General features: G+C 31.2%; 20 protein-coding genes. 11 read left to right on the top strand and 9 right to left on the bottom strand.

Annotated elements, in window-relative coordinates:
* Positions 1 to 2 precede the first annotated feature (2 nt).
* Positions 3 to 2156 carry an OmpA family protein gene (locus B4L98_RS02050; RefSeq protein ID WP_291077425.1) on the bottom strand — a complete coding sequence of 718 codons (2154 nt, stop codon included), beginning with the start codon at positions 2154 to 2156 and terminating at the stop codon, positions 3 to 5.
* Positions 2157 to 2445: 289 nt separating this feature from the next.
* Here B4L98_RS02050 and B4L98_RS02045 point away from each other — a divergent pair, with 289 nt between their 5' ends.
* The 3 genes from B4L98_RS02045 (at position 2446) to mnmA (ending at position 6052) form a co-directional block, all read left to right on the top strand.
* Positions 2446 to 3312 (top strand): cupin-like domain-containing protein, encoded by an 867-nt coding sequence (locus tag B4L98_RS02045; RefSeq protein WP_291077423.1) that lies wholly within the window; start codon positions 2446 to 2448, stop codon positions 3310 to 3312.
* A 165-nt stretch (positions 3313 to 3477) separates the two neighbouring features.
* Positions 3478 to 4794 carry a Na+/H+ antiporter NhaC family protein gene (locus tag B4L98_RS02040; RefSeq protein WP_291077421.1) on the top strand — a complete coding sequence of 439 codons (1317 nt, stop codon included), beginning with the start codon at positions 3478 to 3480 and terminating at the stop codon, positions 4792 to 4794.
* A 64-nt stretch (positions 4795 to 4858) separates the two neighbouring features.
* Positions 4859 to 6052, top strand: coding sequence for a tRNA 2-thiouridine(34) synthase MnmA (gene mnmA, locus B4L98_RS02035; RefSeq protein ID WP_291077420.1), 1194 nt, complete (start codon positions 4859 to 4861; stop codon positions 6050 to 6052).
* 71 nt (positions 6053 to 6123) lie between these two features.
* Here the strand turns inward: mnmA and B4L98_RS02030 are convergent, their stop codons facing one another.
* Positions 6124 to 6894 carry a CDGSH iron-sulfur domain-containing protein gene (locus B4L98_RS02030; RefSeq protein ID WP_286495388.1) on the bottom strand — a complete coding sequence of 257 codons (771 nt, stop codon included), beginning with the start codon at positions 6892 to 6894 and terminating at the stop codon, positions 6124 to 6126.
* A gap of 161 nt (positions 6895 to 7055) precedes the next feature.
* On the opposite strand from B4L98_RS02030, the gene B4L98_RS02025 reads away from it, so the two are divergent.
* Positions 7056 to 7535 (top strand): GNAT family N-acetyltransferase, encoded by a 480-nt coding sequence (locus B4L98_RS02025; RefSeq protein WP_291077418.1) that lies wholly within the window; start codon positions 7056 to 7058, stop codon positions 7533 to 7535.
* 3 nt (positions 7536 to 7538) lie between these two features.
* Here the strand turns inward: B4L98_RS02025 and B4L98_RS02020 are convergent, their stop codons facing one another.
* Positions 7539 to 8261, bottom strand: coding sequence for a YqjF family protein (locus B4L98_RS02020; protein WP_291063211.1), 723 nt, complete (start codon positions 8259 to 8261; stop codon positions 7539 to 7541).
* 90 nt (positions 8262 to 8351) lie between these two features.
* Between B4L98_RS02020 and B4L98_RS02015 the strand changes: the two genes are divergently transcribed.
* Positions 8352 to 9386: an alpha/beta hydrolase gene (locus tag B4L98_RS02015; protein ID WP_291077417.1), complete on the top strand. Its 1035-nt coding sequence runs from the start codon at positions 8352 to 8354 to the stop codon at positions 9384 to 9386.
* A gap of 76 nt (positions 9387 to 9462) precedes the next feature.
* On the opposite strand, the gene B4L98_RS02010 is transcribed toward B4L98_RS02015, so the two are convergent.
* From B4L98_RS02010 to B4L98_RS02000, 3 genes are all read right to left on the bottom strand, one after another.
* Positions 9463 to 9606, bottom strand: a complete 144-nt coding sequence (locus B4L98_RS02010) for a hypothetical protein (protein WP_286495393.1) — start codon at positions 9604 to 9606, stop codon at positions 9463 to 9465.
* A gap of 41 nt (positions 9607 to 9647) precedes the next feature.
* Positions 9648 to 9911: a flavodoxin family protein gene (locus B4L98_RS02005; RefSeq protein ID WP_291059348.1), complete on the bottom strand. Its 264-nt coding sequence runs from the start codon at positions 9909 to 9911 to the stop codon at positions 9648 to 9650.
* Positions 9912 to 9987: 76 nt separating this feature from the next.
* Positions 9988 to 10479, bottom strand: coding sequence for a metallophosphoesterase family protein (locus tag B4L98_RS02000; RefSeq protein ID WP_291077415.1), 492 nt, complete (start codon positions 10477 to 10479; stop codon positions 9988 to 9990).
* A gap of 34 nt (positions 10480 to 10513) precedes the next feature.
* Here B4L98_RS02000 and truA point away from each other — a divergent pair, with 34 nt between their 5' ends.
* The 4 genes from truA (at position 10514) to B4L98_RS01980 (ending at position 14596) form a co-directional block, all read left to right on the top strand.
* The gene (truA, locus tag B4L98_RS01995; RefSeq protein ID WP_219034551.1) at positions 10514 to 11269 is read left to right on the top strand and encodes a tRNA pseudouridine(38-40) synthase TruA; all 756 of its coding nucleotides are present in this window, start codon (positions 10514 to 10516) and stop codon (positions 11267 to 11269) included.
* Positions 11256 to 13016, top strand: coding sequence for an ABC transporter ATP-binding protein (locus tag B4L98_RS01990; RefSeq protein WP_291077413.1), 1761 nt, complete (start codon positions 11256 to 11258; stop codon positions 13014 to 13016). The genes truA and B4L98_RS01990 overlap by 14 nt, the downstream gene beginning before the upstream one ends.
* A gap of 77 nt (positions 13017 to 13093) precedes the next feature.
* Positions 13094 to 13510, top strand: a complete 417-nt coding sequence (locus B4L98_RS01985) for a hypothetical protein (RefSeq protein ID WP_280062513.1) — start codon at positions 13094 to 13096, stop codon at positions 13508 to 13510.
* Positions 13511 to 13645: 135 nt separating this feature from the next.
* Positions 13646 to 14596, top strand: coding sequence for a LysR substrate-binding domain-containing protein (locus tag B4L98_RS01980; protein WP_038333906.1), 951 nt, complete (start codon positions 13646 to 13648; stop codon positions 14594 to 14596).
* A gap of 58 nt (positions 14597 to 14654) precedes the next feature.
* On the opposite strand, the gene B4L98_RS01975 is transcribed toward B4L98_RS01980, so the two are convergent.
* Positions 14655 to 15773 carry a calcium:proton antiporter gene (locus tag B4L98_RS01975; protein ID WP_284584058.1) on the bottom strand — a complete coding sequence of 373 codons (1119 nt, stop codon included), beginning with the start codon at positions 15771 to 15773 and terminating at the stop codon, positions 14655 to 14657.
* A 196-nt stretch (positions 15774 to 15969) separates the two neighbouring features.
* Here B4L98_RS01975 and B4L98_RS01970 point away from each other — a divergent pair, with 196 nt between their 5' ends.
* Complete coding sequence (locus B4L98_RS01970) at positions 15970 to 16281, top strand: DUF3817 domain-containing protein (protein ID WP_188319693.1); 312 nt, start codon at positions 15970 to 15972, stop codon at positions 16279 to 16281.
* A 266-nt stretch (positions 16282 to 16547) separates the two neighbouring features.
* Here the strand turns inward: B4L98_RS01970 and B4L98_RS01965 are convergent, their stop codons facing one another.
* Positions 16548 to 16736 (bottom strand): hypothetical protein, encoded by a 189-nt coding sequence (locus B4L98_RS01965; RefSeq protein WP_312350364.1) that lies wholly within the window; start codon positions 16734 to 16736, stop codon positions 16548 to 16550.
* 150 nt (positions 16737 to 16886) lie between these two features.
* Between B4L98_RS01965 and fabV the strand changes: the two genes are divergently transcribed.
* Positions 16887 to 18089, top strand: coding sequence for an enoyl-ACP reductase FabV (gene fabV, locus B4L98_RS01960; RefSeq protein ID WP_291077410.1), 1203 nt, complete (start codon positions 16887 to 16889; stop codon positions 18087 to 18089).
* Positions 18090 to 18289: 200 nt separating this feature from the next.
* On the opposite strand, the gene B4L98_RS01955 is transcribed toward fabV, so the two are convergent.
* A complete protein-coding gene (locus tag B4L98_RS01955) occupies positions 18290 to 18991 on the bottom strand; it encodes a hypothetical protein (protein WP_291077408.1) in 702 nt (233 codons plus the stop codon).
* Positions 18992 to 19220: the final 229 nt, after the last annotated feature.

Raw genomic sequence — 19220 nt, 5'->3', positions numbered from 1 at the left:
AATTATTTTATCCTAAATCTAACTCGTCTATTCTCAAAATTTTTCCAATCAATACAATTTGTGGCAGGATTACATTCTTTGTATTTCAAATCCGAAAAACCTTTGGCAGAAATTGAAAATCGATTTTTATTCAGACCTTTTTCTACCAAATAATTCAATACAGCATTTGCTCTTCGTTGTGATAAATCGAAATTGTAAGATTCTGTTCCAACTGCGTCTGTGTGACCTTCGATGATAAAATGAAGCGATGGATTTCGTTTCATAATTGCAACAACTTCATTCAATTTTGGATAATCAATCGCTCTGATTTCAGCTTTATTAAAATCAAATTCGACGGTCTCCATCAAATAATTTGAATAATCTTGAACATAATTTCCAATCTTTTTATCACTCAAATTACTTTCAGGACAACCATTTCCAAAACGATTTCCTTTTATATACGGACATTCATCTTCGATATCCATCACGCCATCGGCATCTGTATCATAATCATTGTTGTAATTTTCTATATTTCCTTTTTGAATCAATAAATTATAAGGTGTTGAAATGTTAAATTCAGTTCCAATTTTCTCAATTTCTTTTCGATATCGTCCATCTTTTTTGCACATTTCACCGCAACGTTCTTCATCTTTTAAGAGATAATCGATCTTTTGTTTTGCCCAATAAAATTTAATTGCTTCTGTAAATTCACTTGGATTTGGTTGTTTAATCTCAAAGTTTTGAGTGAAATTTTGGTTGGATTGAAGACCTATGATTTTGATTTTTTTTGGATAACGACGATTGCAATCACGCGAAACAAAATTGACCGAATTTTGAGCTAAATACGTATTGAAATTCTTCGGAAACGTTTCGTTGAGGTTGATTTGGGATGATTGAACTTTAAGGTGATAAATAGAAGAATTCAAAACAGCTTGCTGAAATTGAGCTGTTTTTTGATTCAATTCTTTTGGTTCATTGACTGTAATCGGAAGCGTTCCTGTTGCTAAACTTATGAAATTCATCGCTCTATAATCCAATTCTTTTCCAATTCCTAATGTTATAAATTGAGTATCTTTTGCATAATTTCGGAGTGAATTATAAACCGTTTCATTCAAATTTATCGCTCCATCAGAAATAATTGCGATGATTCTTTTATAGTTTTTATCAAAAGGATTTTTCTGAATTTGCTCTATTGCTTCGTCCAATAATTTTTCGCCAGTTCCATTCAAAGAATTAATTTTTTTTAAAGCTAAATTGATGTTTTCTTTGGTTGAAAATTGAGATTCTTTAAAAACTAATTCATTTTTTGTCGAATAAATCAGCACATTAAATTTATCTGTTTCGTTCAAATTTGGAAGAAGTTGATTCATCAATTTTTTGGTGGTTTCAATTGGTTGATTCATCATTGATCCAGAAGCATCTAAAACAAACAAAAATTCTCGCGGAGCATTGTATTTAGAAGGATTATTTGCAGGTTCAATTGTTCCTAAAATATAATCGCAACCATTTTCAGTAAACGTTTCAATTCCTGTTTGTAGTTCATTTTTTGTATAAGCATATTGAAGAGTTGGAATCTTTTTATCGAAATTTTTTGAAACATAATTTCGATCATTTTCCTTTGAAAATTTTAAATCAGAAACAATTTTTGAAATCGGAAAATTTCCCGAAAGATGAATAACTGAATTTATGTTTTTCGGGTAACCATTCAATTGATTGTTCCAACGATGAATTTGGGTAAAAGATTCTGTTCGTTTCACGATAAATTCTAAAAATGAAACTTGATAATTCAAACTATTTTCTTCAATAATTTTCGAAACTTTTAGCTGAATTTTTAGTGTAGCATGTGCAGGAATTTTTCCTAAATCTAATTGTAAAACTTGATTGTTTTGTTGATTTTTAAAAATAGTTGAAGCATCAATATTTTTTAACTCTTTTCGAATATCTACAATAGATTTGGATTGAATTTCGAAAACTTTATCATTTACAAAAGCTTTTAATTCGTACACATTTTGAGAAGCTTGATAAGGATAAATAAATTTAGCCAAAATATCTTCCGAAGAATTGTTCTGAAATGTAAAATTATGACTCAAATTACCCAATAAATGATGAAAATTATAGTCATTTTCGAGAGAAATTGCTTCTATTTTTTCAAAATCTTCTTCATTTTGAAGTTCCAAATACGGATAAATTTGCTGTGCACAACAAAATGTATTCAGCAGAATAAAAAAAAAGGAAAAAAAAAGATTTTTTGTGTTCAACGAATAGATTTTAAAAATTCAATGTAAAGATAATGAAAGAATTGATGTATTTTCTATCATCAGTTATAGTAAAGTTCAATGTATATTTAATAAATTATCAAATCAGAAATAATTATTAAATCATATTTAAAAAAGATTGGTTTAATAATTGCATCGTTCAGATTTAACAAAAAAGTTAAGTAAATTTGCACTTTATTTTACATAAAAGATGAATTTTAATTTCACAGAAGTTGAAAGAGTAGAAAGTATTTCTGCAAAAGATTTTCAGAAATATTACGTTAAACCTCAAAAACCAGTTGTAGTAGAGCGAATTACAGAGGATTGGCCTGCGTACGAAAAGTGGAATTTTGAGTATATAAAACAAGTTGCAGGCAACAAGGTTGTCCCTTTATACAATAATGATCCGGTTGATTATACGAAGAAAGTAAATGAACCAATAGCAAAGATGAAAATGTCTGAATATGTAGATTTGTTGCAAAGTGAGCCGACAGATTTGCGTATATTTTTGTACAATTTGATGAGTCAAGTTCCGCAATTGCAACAAGATTATAAAATGCCAGATTTGGGTTTGAATCTTTTCAAATCGATGCCAATGTTATTTTTTGGAGGTGAAGGATCGAATGTTTTTATGCATTATGATATCGATTTAGCGAATATTTTACATTTTCATTTTGCAGGAAAAAAACGTTGTATTATTGTTCCGCCAAAGGATTCGAAATACATGTACAAAATTCCGCATTCGGTAATTTGTCGAGAAGATATTGATTTTGATAATCCTGATTTTGATAAATGGCCAGCGCTGAAAAATATAAATCCGATGGTAGCAGACTTAAAACACGGAGAAATGCTTTATATGCCAGAAGGTTGGTGGCATTATATGAAATATTTGACGCCAGGTTTCTCGATGAGTTTGCGTTCGTTGGCACATAAACCAAAAAATTTGTCCGAAGCGATTTATAACATATTTTTGATGCGTACATACGATAATGTGATGCGAAAAATAAAAGGTAAAACTTGGATTGAAGAAAAAAATGAGCGCGCAATTTCACAAACAAATAAATTAATTGCGAAATAAAAATACAGTTTTTAGAAAATTTTTCTAAATGAAGGAATATCTTTCGAAAGATGTTCCTTTTTTTATTCTACTGTCCTAAAAACTTATAAATCAATAAATATTTGATTTTCATGATTTAAAATTTCGATAGATATTTGCAGAATATTTTTCTGAATTTTTAGTAATATGATCATAAAAAAAGGAAATTTTTGGGCTTTATTGCCTTTAATCATTTTCATACTTGTCTATTTTTCGGCATCTATTTATCTAAACGATTTTTACTCCGTTCCAGCATTGGTTGTTTTCATGTTGGCGCTCGTAATTGCATTTGTTCAATTCCCTAAGGTTTCATTTCATACGAAAGCCGAGGCTTTTTGTAAGAATGCGGGTGAAGAAACAATTATGTTGATGATTTTAATTTTTCTTCTCGCTGGAGCGTTTGGAAGTTTAGGATCTACAATTGGTGCTGTAGAATCAACAGTGAATTTATTTTTGAATTATCTTCCTTCTTCCTTTATTGTAGCAGGTTTCTTTTTGTTGTCTTGTTTTATTGCGACTGCTTTGGGAACATCGGTTGGAACAATTGTAACTGTTGCTCCGATTGCAGTGCAAATGGATAAAATGATCCCAGGTTCTATGCCAATTTTGTTAGGTGCAGTGGTTGGTGGAGCGATGTTTGGCGATAATTTATCATTTATTTCTGATACAACAATTGCTGCAACACGTACGCAAGAAGTGACCATGAAATCTAAATTTAAAACTAATTTTCGAATAGTAGTTCCAGCAGCTATTGTTTCGACGATTATATATTTTTCACTTTCTCAACATTTTGACACAACCAATTTCCAAGGAAAACAGTTAGATTTTGACTTGATTTTAATCTTACCTTATCTATTAGTTTTTGGACTAGCAATCTCTGGAATTAATGTGATTTGGGCTTTAATTGTAGGAATTCTTTCGTTTTTTGGAATTGGTTTGTTCTATTCTGGTGTTCCTTTACTAGACTTAGTATCTTCTATTAATGAAGGTTTTAAAGGAATGTTTGAGTTGAGTATTATTTGTTTAATTATTGGTGGAATTGTTGGAATTATTCGTTTGAATGGCGGATTAGATTTTATCATTTATCATCTAACCAAAAATATTAAAACAAAACGTCAGGCTGAGATGAGTATTGCATCGCTTACAGCTTTGGCGAATGCTTGTTTGGCAAATAACACGATTACAATTTTGATTTGTGGTAAAATTGCAAAAGATATTTCTGATCATCATGATTTAGAGGGAAAACGTGTGGCAAGTATTTTGGATACGGTTTCATGTTTTGTACAAGGAATCTTACCTTATGGTGCACAAGTTTTGGCTGCTGTTGCTGCTGCAAATACAATTTCAAGTAGAACAAAGGTTTCTTCGGTTGATGTTTTATCAAACTTATATTATCCATTTTTAACTGGAATTTGTACCCTTATTTTTATCCTATTTTTTCAGTCAAACTCATTCAAAAAATAGATTGATGTTGGATCGTCATTCGTCGAATATTATTTTATAACTTTGTAGACTGAAATTTTTTAAGATGAAAAGAGTTGTCGTAGGACTTTCTGGAGGAGTAGATTCAAGTGTTACAGCCTATTTGCTAAAAGAGCAAGGCTATGATGTGATCGGATTATTTATGCGTAATTGGAACGATGCATCAGTAACGTTGGAAGATGAATGCCCATGGATAGAAGATAGTGCAGACGCTTTGTTGGTAGCTAAAAAATTAGATATTCCTTTTCAGGTCATTGATATGTCTGATTCGTACAAAGAACGTATTGTAGATTATATGTTCAATGAATACGAGCAAGGAAGAACACCAAATCCTGATGTGTTGTGTAACCGAGAAATTAAGTTCGATTTGTTTTTGAAAACAGCTTTAGAACTTGGAGCAGATTACGTTGCAACAGGACATTATGCACGAAAAACTTCTACAATTGATGAAAATGGAAAAGAGATTTTTCAATTGTTAAAAGGTTATGATAACAATAAAGATCAATCGTATTTCTTGTGTCAATTGTCGCAAGATCAATTAAGCAAAGCATTATTCCCAATTGGAGATATAGAAAAACCAGAAGTAAGAAGAATTGCGCAAGAGCAAGGCTTGGTTACAGCGAATAAGAAAGATTCGCAAGGTTTATGTTTTATTGGAAAAGTTAGTTTACCCGAATTTTTGCAACAACAATTAAAACCAAAAGAAGGTGTAATTGTAGAAATAGCCAAAGATTGGAACGGATATAAAAGAGAAATTCCAACTTTTGCAAATAAATATGAAGCATTAGATTTCGAAGCAAAAGGTTTCTCATATAAACAAGAAGACGGAGATATTGTAGGTAAACATCAAGGTGCACATTATTTCACTCGCGGTCAACGAAAAGGATTGGGAGTTGGAGGAAAAGTAGAACCTTTGTTTATTATTGATACAGATGTAGAGACAAATGTTGTTTACACAGGTCAAGGTGCAAATCACCCAGGTTTGTTGAAGAAAGCATTGTTTATAAAAGAGGAAGAAGTACATTGGGTTCGCGAAGATTTAACTTTAAAAACAGACGAAACAATGGAAGTGATGGCGCGTATTCGTTACCGTCAACCTTTGCAAAAAGCAATTTTACACAAAGCTGAAAACGGAATGTATGTCGAGTTCGAAAATCCTCAATCTGCAATTACAGAAGGTCAATTCTGTGCGTGGTATGTTGATGACGAACTTTTAGGTTCTGGTGTTATTAATAATTAAAAATATAAACATCATTATTAACATAAAACGCTCAGGATTTTCTTGAGCGTTTTTATGTTAATATCATTTTATTAAAAAACTTTCCCGTCTGCTTTTGGTTGCTTTGGTAATCCATCTTGAAATCTCATAGAAGCATGTGTTCCATCACAAAAAGGCTTATTAGAAGATTGTCCACAACGGCAAATTGTTTGTCGATTTCGCACTTCGTAATATTCGCCATTCGCACTTTTTAGCGGAATTCCTCCCCATAATGCATAAGGACCACTCAAATCATTCGCAACATCTTCAATAATTCCAACAGAAGCTGAGGTGTTATCATCTTCAATTGGTTGATTATTTTCATCCCAAACAATCAACCGTCCAGAAGGACAATGATGTGCCATTTCAACACTCAAATCAACAGAGTTTTGTGTAGAATCTTCAACTTGGTTCCAAATACGTTTTCCATTGTCACAAAATCGAGCAAAAGCACATAATTTTTCGTCATCAGTGAGCGAAACAACAGGTCCTTCTATAACTTCTGCAGTTAATAATTCGGGATTGAAAGTTGCTTTTTCAGTTAAATCCACACCATTTTCTGTTGCTTTTTTATGCGAACCATCACAATAAGGTTTGTGCTGGGATAATCCACAACGACAAATATAAGTTGCATCTTTTGCTTCAAATTCTTCTCCTTCTTGGTAATTGATAGAAATTCCTTGCTGATTTGGAACGATAAATTGCTGAACAATTTTAGGTTTTCCGTGCAAGATATAAGGTCCATTTTCTGTGACTTCTACATAGATACCATCTGTATTTTGAGTTGTCCCGATTTGAATATTTAACTTATTTTGATTATCCATAATTGTAGATTTTAGATTGAAATTATCTACAATTTAAAAAGTATTTTAGTTAGAATGATTTTAAATTTTTATTGATAATTCGTTAAAATTTAATAGATAAACCTTGTTGTTTTTACATAAGATTTAGAATGTTTTGATTAATTTTAATTAAAATAATTAGCATGTCGACAATTCAACTCAAACATACAGAAACCAAACATCACGATGCTTTGTTATACAATTTGCCAGAAGACCAAATTCCTTTTACAGCCTTGCCTAGCGAGACTTTTGAGCGTTTGAAATTACGCACAGATGGACATGCAAAACCAATTACAATTTTGTTAGATGAAGTGCCAATTGGTTTTTTTGTGTTAGATTATGGTGACGATAAATTGGAGATGACGAATAATACGAATTCGTTGTTGTTGCGTTCTTTATCGATAAATCCAGAATTTCAAGGAAAGGGTTACGGAAAAATTTCTATGAATTTGATGGATGATTTTGTAAAAGATAATTTTCCTACAATTGATGAATTGGTTTTAGCGGTTAATTTCAACAATAAATCAGCATATGATTTGTATCTAAAAGTCGGTTATATAGATGACGGTTCTCAACGTGAATGGTTCAATGGAATGCAACATTTGTTGAAGAAGAAAATTTAATTGTTAAACTCTTTCTTTCTCCCAAGCGACAACTTGCACACCTTCTGAATAATGCACTAAATCTGGTCTCGAATGGATATTTAAATCTTGAAGTTGGTAATCAATCGTTAAAAAATCTAATTCAAGTTGATTGATTTTCCATGGTAAATGTTGAATTTCATAACGAAACAATTGATTGTGATCTTCCAAATACAAACAATATCGTTCAGTCAAAAATAAATCCAATTCAGTTTTGTGTTTTACTTGCATTCCAACATGGAAATCCGTTAATAAAGAGAAATTTCGTTTGGGATGATTGGCTTGATAAGAATTTTCGGTTCTGTTGATATTTGATTTTTCGTATGGTAAACCTGATAATGATTTAGCTAAAATTGCAGAAAATAATTTTCCAGCTTCAATCGATAAAAAATAAACGCCAGGTTTTTCGTCTTTTGTCACATAGGTTCTCAAATTAATTTCGTCAAAATCAGAAATAGGAGAGAATGCAGGAAAAAAGCGAGGTCGAATTTTTTCCATTGTAAAGGCGACAAGCGAAACCCAAGCAGAATCATTTATTTCATCAATTTCTAAATCTTTTGGAACTAATTCTCTCAAAATTTCTTTGTCAATTCTGTAATGAAAAAATAAAGCTTTGTTCCATTCTTGATAATATTTCCACGATTTTGAAGGATATTGCCAAGCACGATGATTTGTTTCGGCTAAAATTTGTTTGATTGTATATTTCACTTAAAACCTTGTTAAACTTATGGTTGAAGGTACAAAATCTATTGCGAAATAAAGAAAATTGTAGTTACTTCGCATACCAATTTTTATCATATGAAAAACTTGTTTTATATCTTCGTGATTAGTTTTTTAACGTCATGTGCAGCAATACATAATGTGCCAACCTCTCAGAATCCAAATAATTTTATTCAACCAAATACAACAAGTTCTTTTGTGGATCAAAACGGAAATTTTTACCCAGATAATTGGTTGAAATCGTATGGTAAACCTCCTAAAAATGCAAGTCGTAGAGATTATTCATTAATGAAAATTGCGACTGAAAGCAATTTTCAAAATCAATTAACTTCTTATGAAAGTTTGCGTTTGAAAAATATCGAAAAAAGAGTTAAAAATAAGAAACGTGTCATCATTTTTGTGCATGGAATTGACAATGATTATATGTTTAGCTTGAAAAATTACAACAAAGCCAAAACTTATATGAATATTAATTCTTCGAATGATGAGGTAATTAATTTTTATTGGGATGGATTGGTGAACGAAAGTCTTTTTGGAGCAGCAAAAGTTTGGGTAAGTGCAACGACAAATAGCCAAATGGCGGGCGTTTTTGGACTTCGTAGAATTTTGAATGTCATTCATAACAAAGATGTTTATTTGATTTCGCATAGTCGTGGCGCATCGGTTGTTTTGAGTTCACTTGTGAATCCTTCGTTACGCGAAAGTGAAATAAAACGTGCTGAAAATGCGCATCATGTGGATTTTACGAATGCAGAAACTTTGTTAGAAAATAACAATAAAATTTATAGTATTATGTTGGCGCCTGCAATTGGAAAAGTTGATTTTACGTTGGATAATAATCAATTAAAAACGTTTACACCTCAATTAAAACGTATGCATATCACGATAAATGACACGGATTATGTATTAGGGAAAGGAAAGATTGGATTTTTATCTCGAAGTTTGATTGCGACAGATTTTGGTTACAAAAAAGATTTGTTTGATGAACTTTCTAAAAATTATACATTTTTAGAAGAAACTGATTTTTCCGGACAAGATTCGCACGAATTTAGAGAATATATCACTAATCCGAAGTTTATTACAATTCTGAAAGAATTCAAGTTGGCCAAATAAAGGGAGGTTAGAAGTGCAAAACTCGAAATGCGAACTTCGCTTATTCATTTCCTAAATAGTAATTCAAACTTCGTTATTATACGTTGTTTTGCTTCAAATAATGTTTTCTTCCAATATATTCTAAATGAAGAAAATTTGCAGTTTCAATAAAAGGTAAAAAGAAATTATCATCCAAATGATTTTCGATAGAACTTGTGATAACACGTACTTTTTTACCCATTAATTTTCGTCCAATTGTTTCTTGAGAACTAATTAAATTTATTAATCGATCAAAGAAATTTTCATCAAACTACTCATCGAATACCAATAAACCGGTGTCGCAAAAATTATTTCTTCAAATTCTATAATTTGATTAATGATTTCTAAGAATTGATCTTTGTCAGAATAAGTTTCATCATCATTATAAAGTTCAATAGTATAATCAATCAATTTTAAACAAGCTATTTCAGGATAAATTTCTTGAATCAATTTCGTTGTGTCACCATCTCTATTGTGAGAACCGTTTATAATAATTTGCTTATTCATTTTACATTAAATATAATTCAAAAAAATTATAGTTTCGCTTACAGCATTTCGCATTTCGAGCTACGAACCTCGCAAATCATTTCTTAAACTCAATCACTTCTAAATTTTCAATTTTTCCTTTATTCAATTCAAAACGTAACATCGTACGAACTTTCTGAAAACCGTGTTTACCAACTGCGCCAGGATTCATATGAATTAAACCCAATTGTTTATCAGGCATCACTTTTAGTATATGTGAATGTCCACAAATAAATAATTTCGGAGGATTTTCTGTGATTTCTTTTCGAATTGCAGGATTATATTTTCCTGGATAACCGCCAATATGCGTAATCCAAATATCAACACCTTCCAACGTAAATCTGTTGTTGAGCGGGAATTCTTCGCGAGCTTTATTATCATCAATATTTCCATAAACAGCACGCAAAGGTTTTATTTCAGCCAATTTATCGGTTACAGAAATATCGCCAATATCTCCAGCATGCCAAATTTCGTCTGCTTGTTGTGCATATTCCAAAATTCTATCGTCGATATAAGAATGCGTGTCCGAAAGTAAAAGAATTTTCTTCAAAAGGTTGTATTTTTGTTGCTCAAATTTACAACAATTGCGATATTTTTTAGAATTAGCATACAACGGAAAAAATTATTTTGGTTATCAAATTCAACCCAATCAAATTTCGGTTCAAGAAGTTATTGAAGATAGATTGTCTAAAATCTTAAGAAAAGAAATTTCGATTGTCGGTGCAGGGCGTACAGACTCTGGTGTTCATGCGAAAAAGATGTTTATTCATTTTGATTATGAAGATGAATTATCGGTTGATTTAATCAAAAAATTAAATTCTTTTTTACCAAAAGACATCGCTGCTTATCGTTTATTTTTGATGGATGATGAAGCGCATGCGCGTTTTGATGCGACTTCGCGTTCGTACAATTATTTTATTTCACCTTTCAAAGATCCTTTTGCTTTTGATAGTGCTTGGATTTTTAACCGAGAATTGGATATTGAAAAAATGAATGAAGCAGCAAAATTGTTAATTAAGCAAGGAGATTTCGGAAGTTTTGCTAAATTACATACCGATGTGAAAACAAATATTTGCGATGTAAGAGAGGCGTTTTGGCGCAAAAATGAAAACGGACAATTGGTTTTTCAAATCACTGCCGATCGTTTTTTGCGAAATATGGTGCGCGCAATTGTTGGAACATTGGTTGAGGTTGGATTAGGAAGAATTTCTATCCACGATTTTGAAGAAATTATTGAACAAAAACAACGTTCTTCGGCAGGAGCTTCGGCACCAGCGCAAGGATTGTATTTGGTAGATGTTCAATATCCAAAAGAATTATTTAAAAATGAGTTCAAATAACGAGAATACATCGTTTGATTTTAATGGATTAAAACGTGTTTTACAAATCGGAGCACAAAGCAAAGTGATGTTTTGGTCGGTGGTTTTTGTAGCGGTTTTTAGTGCGTGTTTTTCTGTTTATCGTCCGTATTTAACGGGAAATATCATCGACGATTATATTCAGACAAAAGATTTACCAGGGCTTCAAATGCAAATCGTGAAACTATCTTTGGTGTTAGTTTTCGAAGGAATTTTGTCTTTTTTTATGGTTTATTTAGCGAATGTTGTTGCACAACGAGTTATCCGTTTGTTGCGCGTTCGTTTGTATAATCATTTGATTAAATTCAAGCTTGGTTACTTCGATAAAACGCCAAATGGAGTTTTGGTAACACGTTCAGTTTCTGATATTGAAACGATTGCTGAGGTTTTCAATGACGGAATTTTAGTGATGTTAGGCGATGTATTGAAAATCGTTTTCATCGTTTTTGTGATGTATTGGATGAACTGGGTTTTGGCAACAGTTGTGATTGTGATTCTTCCGTTGATGATGATTATTACACGATTGTTCCAAAAAGCATTGAAAAATGTTTACCAAGAAGAACGTACAATTGTGGCGAAATTAAATACGTTTGTGCAAGAACGATTAACAGGAATGAATATTATTCAGGTTTTTAATCGTCAGCAAGCAGAATACAATAAATTCGTTTCGATTAATAATGATTTAAAGAAAAATTATCTAAAAACAGTTTTCTATTTTTCATTAATGTTTCCTGTTGTCGATATTATTTCGGCTTTAGCAACGGGAAGTTTGATTTGGTTTGGAGGGCTTAGAACAGCTGTTTATGGAGATGTTTCTGTCGGAGATTTGATTGCTTTTACACAATATGTTACGTTGTTAACTGCGCCAATGCGTGCAATTGCAGAGCGTTTCAATACGATTCAGCGTGGGTTGGTAGGAGCGGATCGTGTGTTCAAAATTATTGATGATGATCAAACTTTGCCAGATAATGGAACAATAAAATTGGATCATGTAAAAGGTAAAATCGATTTTGAAAATGTGAAGTTTTCTTATGTTCCGAATAATTTGGTTTTGAAAGGAATTTCTTTTTCGACAAAACCAGGTGAAAAAATTGCAATTGTAGGTGCCACAGGTGCAGGAAAATCTACTATAATTAATTTATTGAGTCGTTTTTATGACATCGATTCTGGAACAATTAAAATAGATGATGTAAATATTCATGATATGGAATTGAAGAATTTACGTCAACACGTTGCAGTTGTTTTGCAGGATGTTTTCTTGTTTAATACAACGATTTATGACAATATTGTTTTAGGTAATAAAGATATTTCGTTGGAAGAAGTACAAAATGCTGCGAAAATTATTGGAATTGATAATTTTATAATGTCATTACCAAAAGGCTATTACAGTGAGGTAAGCGAGCGTGGTTCGACACTTTCTGTAGGTCAACGTCAATTGATTTCATTTTTGAGAGCATATATTTATAATCCAGAGATTTTGGTGTTGGACGAGGCTACTTCTTCTATTGATACAGAGTCGGAAGAATTGATACAAAAAGCAACGGATAAGCTAACACAAGGTAGAACTTCTATCATTATTGCACATCGTTTGGCGACGATTCAAAATGCAGATAAAATTATTGTGATGGATAATGGAATGATTGTTGAGCAAGGTACACATAGCGAATTGTTGGCTCAGAAAGGTTATTATGCCAATTTATATGAAGTCCAATTCTCGAAAGAAAATTAAAAATTTAACAGAAATAAATCGTTAGATTTGTTTAACTTGAACAATCAATAATATTAACTTTAAAACTCTAATTAAAAATGAAAAAATTATTTTTAGCTGCTGCAGTATTAGGTGTAGTTTCTTTATCTTCTTGTAAATCTGAAAAAGAAAAAGTAGATGCAAAAGTAGAAAATACGCAAGAAAATGTAGCAAATACAGTAGAAGAGCAAGTAGAAGCTGGAAAAGAGACAATGGATAAAGTTGCTGATGTAGCAAAAGATTTACCAACTTTCTCTGATCCAAAAATTACTGAATTTGTTGGAAAATACAACAAATGGGCTGCTGACATGAAATTAGCTGCAACTGCTGGTGATGCAAATAAATTAGCTGAATTGACAAAACAATCAGTAGATTTTCAAAAAGAATTACAAGGTTTTACTCAAACTTTGAAACCAGAAGATGCTAAAAAATTACAAGATTGGACAGCTGAAATTCAGAAACAATTAAACAAATAATTAAATTTATATTTAATGATAAGCTCGAATTTATTCGGGCTTTTTTTATGGATTAAATTATGATTTAAGATATAGATTGATAATATAATAATGTATATCTTTATCACAAAAATTTATAGATATCAATTTTTATATATGACATTAGTACAATTACAATATGTGCTGGCAGTGGCTGAGCATAAGAACTTTACAATTGCTGCTGATAAATCCTTTGTAACTCAACCAACATTGAGTATGCAGATTCAGAAATTGGAAAAAGAATTGAATATTGATATTTTCGATAGAACATCGCATCCAATCAAAATCACTCAAATTGGAGAGAAAATTGTTGCGCAAGCAAAAACAATTTTAATGGAAGCTAACCGAATGAAACACTTGGTAAACGAAGAAAAAGGTTTGTTAGAAGGTGATTTCATTATTGGTGTTATTCCTACTGTTTTACCTTCTTTGGTACCATTATTTTATAAAACATTTCAGAAAAATAATCCGAAATCGAATCTTATTATCAAAGAATTGCAAACGGATAAAATTATAAAAGGAATAAAAGATGGTTCGTTGGATTTTGGTATTGTGGTTTCGCCACTTTTCGAAGATCAAATTATCGAAAAACCTCTTTATTATGAACCATTGGTGGCTTATGTACCAAACGGGCATCGCTTATCTGACAAAGATAAAATCAATGAAGATGATCTAAACACTTCTGATTTATTAATCTTGCAAGAAGGACATTGTTTCAGAAATAATGTGTTGGCTTTATGTGATACTTCTAATCTGAAAAATCGTCCGATTAAGTTAGATTCAGGAAGTTTTGAAGCCTTAGTTAAATTAGCGAACGATGGATACGGAATGACTTTGTTGCCTGCTTTGGTTGCAGATGATTTGCCACAAGAATATAAGAAATTTGTCAAAAACTTTGAGTCACCAGTTCCAACACGCGAAGTTTCGTTAATTTTTCATCAATCTCAATTAAGAGATTCTTTCGAAAAAGAATTAATCAATACAATTCAAAGTATTTTGAGAGGAAAAATATTCTTAGAAAAAGATCAAAAGTTAGATTCGAATATGGTTTCTTTACCAAAAAAATAATAGAAAAAACGACTCAAAATTAAATTTTGAGTCGTTTTTTTATGTCTTTAAATTTCCTTTAAGGAACTATTGTTGTAAATAAATATGTCGCAAAAAGTGTTAATAAAACAATTCCTTGCTGAATATTTGTTCGACCAGAATTTAATGATAAATAAACGGTGAACAAGGATAACACTAATAAGATAGATGATTTTGCGTCTATTCCTAATGTGACTTCTAATCCTGTGAAATAACAAACAATTGCTACCGCAGGAATTGTTAAACCAATTGATGCTAAAGCAGAGCCTAAAGCCAAGTTAAGGCTTGTTTGTAAACGGTCTTGTTTTGCGGCTTTATATGCGGCTAAACCTTCTGGTAATAAGATAACTACGGCAATTATAATTCCCACCAATGATTTTGGAGCACCTAAATCCATCACAATTGTTTCGATGGTTGGCGATAATTTTTTTGATAATAAAACAACTGCACACAAAGCAACTAATAATAAAACTAAACTCGAGATTGTAGTCAATAAATTTGGTTTTTCGACATGTAATTCTGATGTCACATTATCTTTGCTAGTTTGCGGTAAGAAATAATCGCGATGACGAATGGTTTGGACAGAAATAAATCCGCCATATAAAATAAGAGAAATAATTGCGACAAAGATTAACTGGGAAGAAGAGAATTCACCTCCTTTTTCTGATGTCAAAAAATTTGGTAAAACCAAGGTCAATATAGATATTGCAACTAAAGTAATTAAAGCAGTTGAAACACCTTGTTTGATAAAGTTCTGTTCTCTATAACGAACTCCTCCAGCCAATAAACAGATTCCGATAATTCCGGTAAGAATAATCATTACAGCAGCAAAAACGGTATCTCTTGCCAAAACAGAAGGGAAGCCGGTAGGTTCGGACATCATTAATGAAACAATTAGCGAAACTTCTATAACTGTAATAGCTAAAGCCAATATAATGGTTCCGAAAGGTTCACCAACTTTATGCGCTACAACTTCTGCGTGATGTACAGCTGATAAAACAGCTGAAATTAAAATGATTCCTAAGACTCCAGAAAACCACATCTGATCTTTAAATCCTTCGGCTATTGTTAATGAAAAAATGGCAAGAATGGGACAGATAATTGTCCAGTAGGGTAAAGCTAAATTGAATTTTTTTGAAATAAAATTATCTACATGCATTAATTATAAGGTTTTGGATTTTTACAAATTTAATAAATAATATTGATAATTATTATGTGTAATTATCATGAATAGTAATAATTATAACGTTTAATAATCATAAATAGTAATAGTTATTTCAATAATTGAGTAAAAATAAACTTTTTAACTAATGATTATCATACCTCTACTATCAATAAACGATTAAATTTGCAAAATGTTAAACGTATCTGACGAAAAGTTAAAAAAATGGTTTAGCACATCATGTGTGTGGGAAACGATAAGTTGTACGCTCTTATTTTTGGTCACAATGCCAATTAAATATCAATTCGGTTATGTTTTGCCAATGCCATTTGCTGGTTGTTTTCACGGTTTTTGGTTTACAGCTTATTTGATTTTACTTTTTAGAGTCAGAAGAATATATAAATGGGACGATGAAGATTTTATTATTTATGTGATGTACGCATTTATTCCGTTTGCAACTTTGGCGGTACATAAAGTAATAAAAGAGGATAAAAATAATAGATAAATAAAAAAAACGGTTTCTTTTTGAAACCGTTTTTTTATACTCATATATTTTACGCCATTTAGCTACAGTGTTTCGACTGATTTTAAACTTATCAGCAGTATACGTATTGGTATAATTATTTTTTTGCTGAAATTTTAAAATTTCTAGAACAGAATTCAAATCATAAGATTTAATTTTTTGGTAGGAGTTTTTTATCCAATTATGAATAGTGTTTTTAGGGATATTGTATTCATTAGAAATTTCTTTTTTTCTTCAGTGTATAAATTCTAAAAAAAATCATATTTCAACAACTTCGACCATTTTAATAAATCGTCTGTTTGTATACTTTTGCTTAAATATTGGGCATTAATTTCCTTTTCAGAATAAGTTTTGAAGAAGCCCTTGATACGGGATATATCAATTCCAAGTTCGTCGACTCTTTTTTTGATTAAATAGCCCATGTGAATATCTTTCATAGGTAAGTAGGTTTTGAGTAGTTGTAAATGTAGTAAATCGAAATCTGTATTTCTATTAATTTTCTCAAAAATAGAATGATTTTATGTACAAAAAGATCGTTTCGTTATATAGAATTTATTTTATAAATTTATGCGACTAAATTAAGTATAATGATTATTCAACCAAGAACAAGAGGTTTTATTTGCATTACGACTCATCCTGAGGGAACTGCAAAAAATGTTCACAATCAAATTGAGTACGTAAAATCAAAAAATATTTCAGCCGAAGGACCAAAAAAAGTATTGGTAATTGGAGCTTCGACAGGTTTTGGTCTGTCATCTCGTATTACAGCTGCTTTTGGATATAATGCTGCAACAATAGGTGTTTTCTTTGAAAAACCTGCTGCGCCAAGAAAACCGGGGACTGCGGGTTGGTACAACACAGCTGCTTTTGAAAAAGAAGCACAAGAAGCTGGTTTGTATGCAAAAAGTATTAATGGAGATGCTTTTTCTGATGAGATTAAACAACAAACGATTGATTTAATCAAACAAGATTTAGGTCAAGTAGATTTAGTAGTTTACAGTTTAGCTTCGCCTCGTCGTACACACCCAAAAACAGGTGTTGCGTATTCATCAGTTCTTAAACCAATTGGTGAACCATTTACAAATAAAACAGTAGATTTTCATACAGCAGAAGTTACCGATATTACAATTGATCCGATTGAATCTCAAGAAGAAATTGATAATACAATTGCTGTAATGGGAGGTGAGGATTGGAAATTTTGGATGGAAGATTTGAAAGCTGCTGGTGTTTTAGCTGAAGGCGTAAAAACTGTTGCTTATTCATACATAGGGCCAGAATTGACGCATAGAATCTACAAAGATGGATCGATTGGTATGGCTAAAAACGATTTAGAAAAAACGGTTCCTGTTATCAACGAATTATTAGCTGATTTGAATGGTGTTTCTTACGTTTCTGTAAACAAAGCTTTGGTAACACAGTCTAGTTCTGCGATTCCAGTTGTGCCATTATATATTTCGTTATTGTACAAAGTAATGAAAGCAAAAGGAATTCACGAAGGAACAATAGAGCAAATGCAACGTTTGTTTGCAGAGCGCTTGTATACTGTAAATGGAGAAGTTCCTTTGGATGAAAATGGACGTATTCGTATCGATGATTTAGAAATGCGCGAAGATGTACAAAAAGAAGTAGATGATTTATGGAAAATTGTAACTTCTGAGAACATCAAAGAAATTTCTGATATCAAAGGTTATCATGATGAGTTCTTACAATTGTTTGGATTTAGTTTTGATGAAATCGATTATGATGCTGATACAAACGAATTGATTTCAGTTCCAAGTATTGCAGAATAAGAAGATCATTTCAATAATAAATACAAAACCTCGAAAATTATTTTCGAGGTTTTTTTTGTCTCAATAAAATAACTCAAAAATAATTTTATTCTGTTTATCGTCTTACTTCTCGATACAAATTTCTTTAATGGGGAATGAAAATTATACTAGGGGATTAATAAAAAACCTCAACTAAGGAGTTAAGGTTTGGTAATGATTTTTTATTGTTTAATAATAGGAGTTAACTCTTCTTTTAATTGATCAAATTCTTCTTTCGTCATCATTTCAATTTCCATTAATCCTTTAGCTTCTTTAAGTTTTTCGATAGCTTCTTCACGAGTCATTTTTCTATTCTTTAATAGTATTTCACCAGACTCTATTGCTAATTCTGAATCCATGACACTTAAATATTTATTAACACCAAATGCTCTTCCATTTATTTCACCTAGTACCATTACTACATATAAAGGTTTATTTTTACTCCCTCTGTGAAACGTTTTTATCTCTTTAACAATGACTTTCGTATTTTTAAAACTATTATCAGCCATACTAGGAGCATCACCATTCATTGCAGCCATTATATTACCAAAACCAGCAGGTCTTCCCATTTGTATAAATTCGTAAGTTTTTTTTGAAACACCTCTAGATTGTCCTATACCACCTCTTAATTGATTACCATAAGAACCAGCTACAGTTTTTGTTCTAATCTCTTCGGACGTAGGAGAACCTAAAATTAAAGTATCGCCAATACTTACAGTATTTTTACTACTGGTAATATATTGAGTAACTTCTGTACCATTTTTAACGGTATTAAAGTAGTTTATATCTTGTGTATTCTCATATGTTAATTGTTCGATTTTTTCTTGAGCATACAACATATTAATTGATAGTAGAACTACAGCTAATGATAGAATTTTTTTCATCGTTATGTGAATTTAGTTTTAAACGCTAATTAATTTCTATTGCAAGTTTACAGCTCATCAGTGCAGTCTATTTGCATAGATGTTTTTATTAAAAAATAAACCACATTTTTAAAATATTAGTTCATAAAAAAACCTCAACAGGTTTTCTGTTGAGGTTTATATTTAAAATATATGTTATCTAACCCGTTGTGCATTTTAAATAATTTTGGTTTTTAGCTTATTAATATTT

It is taken from the genome of Empedobacter sp. UBA5528, from assembly GCF_002426075.1.
Lineage (GTDB): Bacteria > Bacteroidota > Bacteroidia > Flavobacteriales > Weeksellaceae > Empedobacter > Empedobacter falsenii_B.
This window is presented reverse-complemented; position numbering and strand designations above follow the sequence as displayed.

Coding starts and splice junctions, on each gene's coding strand:
- B4L98_RS02045 (WP_291077423.1), top strand. CDS start 2,446: ATGAATTTTAATTTCACAGAAGTTGAAAGAGTAGAAAGTATTTCTGCA.
- B4L98_RS02040 (WP_291077421.1), top strand. CDS start 3,478: ATGATCATAAAAAAAGGAAATTTTTGGGCTTTATTGCCTTTAATCATT.
- mnmA (WP_291077420.1), top strand. CDS start 4,859: ATGAAAAGAGTTGTCGTAGGACTTTCTGGAGGAGTAGATTCAAGTGTT.
- B4L98_RS02030 (WP_286495388.1), bottom strand. CDS start 6,894: ATGGATAATCAAAATAAGTTAAATATTCAAATCGGGACAACTCAAAAT.
- B4L98_RS02025 (WP_291077418.1), top strand. CDS start 7,056: ATGTCGACAATTCAACTCAAACATACAGAAACCAAACATCACGATGCT.
- B4L98_RS02015 (WP_291077417.1), top strand. CDS start 8,352: ATGAAAAACTTGTTTTATATCTTCGTGATTAGTTTTTTAACGTCATGT.
- B4L98_RS02010 (WP_286495393.1), bottom strand. CDS start 9,606: ATGGGTAAAAAAGTACGTGTTATCACAAGTTCTATCGAAAATCATTTG.
- B4L98_RS02005 (WP_291059348.1), bottom strand. CDS start 9,911: ATGAATAAGCAAATTATTATAAACGGTTCTCACAATAGAGATGGTGAC.
- B4L98_RS01990 (WP_291077413.1), top strand. CDS start 11,256: ATGAGTTCAAATAACGAGAATACATCGTTTGATTTTAATGGATTAAAA.
- B4L98_RS01985 (WP_280062513.1), top strand. CDS start 13,094: ATGAAAAAATTATTTTTAGCTGCTGCAGTATTAGGTGTAGTTTCTTTA.
- B4L98_RS01980 (WP_038333906.1), top strand. CDS start 13,646: ATGACATTAGTACAATTACAATATGTGCTGGCAGTGGCTGAGCATAAG.
- B4L98_RS01975 (WP_284584058.1), bottom strand. CDS start 15,773: ATGCATGTAGATAATTTTATTTCAAAAAAATTCAATTTAGCTTTACCC.
- B4L98_RS01970 (WP_188319693.1), top strand. CDS start 15,970: ATGTTAAACGTATCTGACGAAAAGTTAAAAAAATGGTTTAGCACATCA.
- B4L98_RS01965 (WP_312350364.1), bottom strand. CDS start 16,736: ATGAAAGATATTCACATGGGCTATTTAATCAAAAAAAGAGTCGACGAA.
- fabV (WP_291077410.1), top strand. CDS start 16,887: ATGATTATTCAACCAAGAACAAGAGGTTTTATTTGCATTACGACTCAT.
- B4L98_RS01955 (WP_291077408.1), bottom strand. CDS start 18,991: ATGAAAAAAATTCTATCATTAGCTGTAGTTCTACTATCAATTAATATG.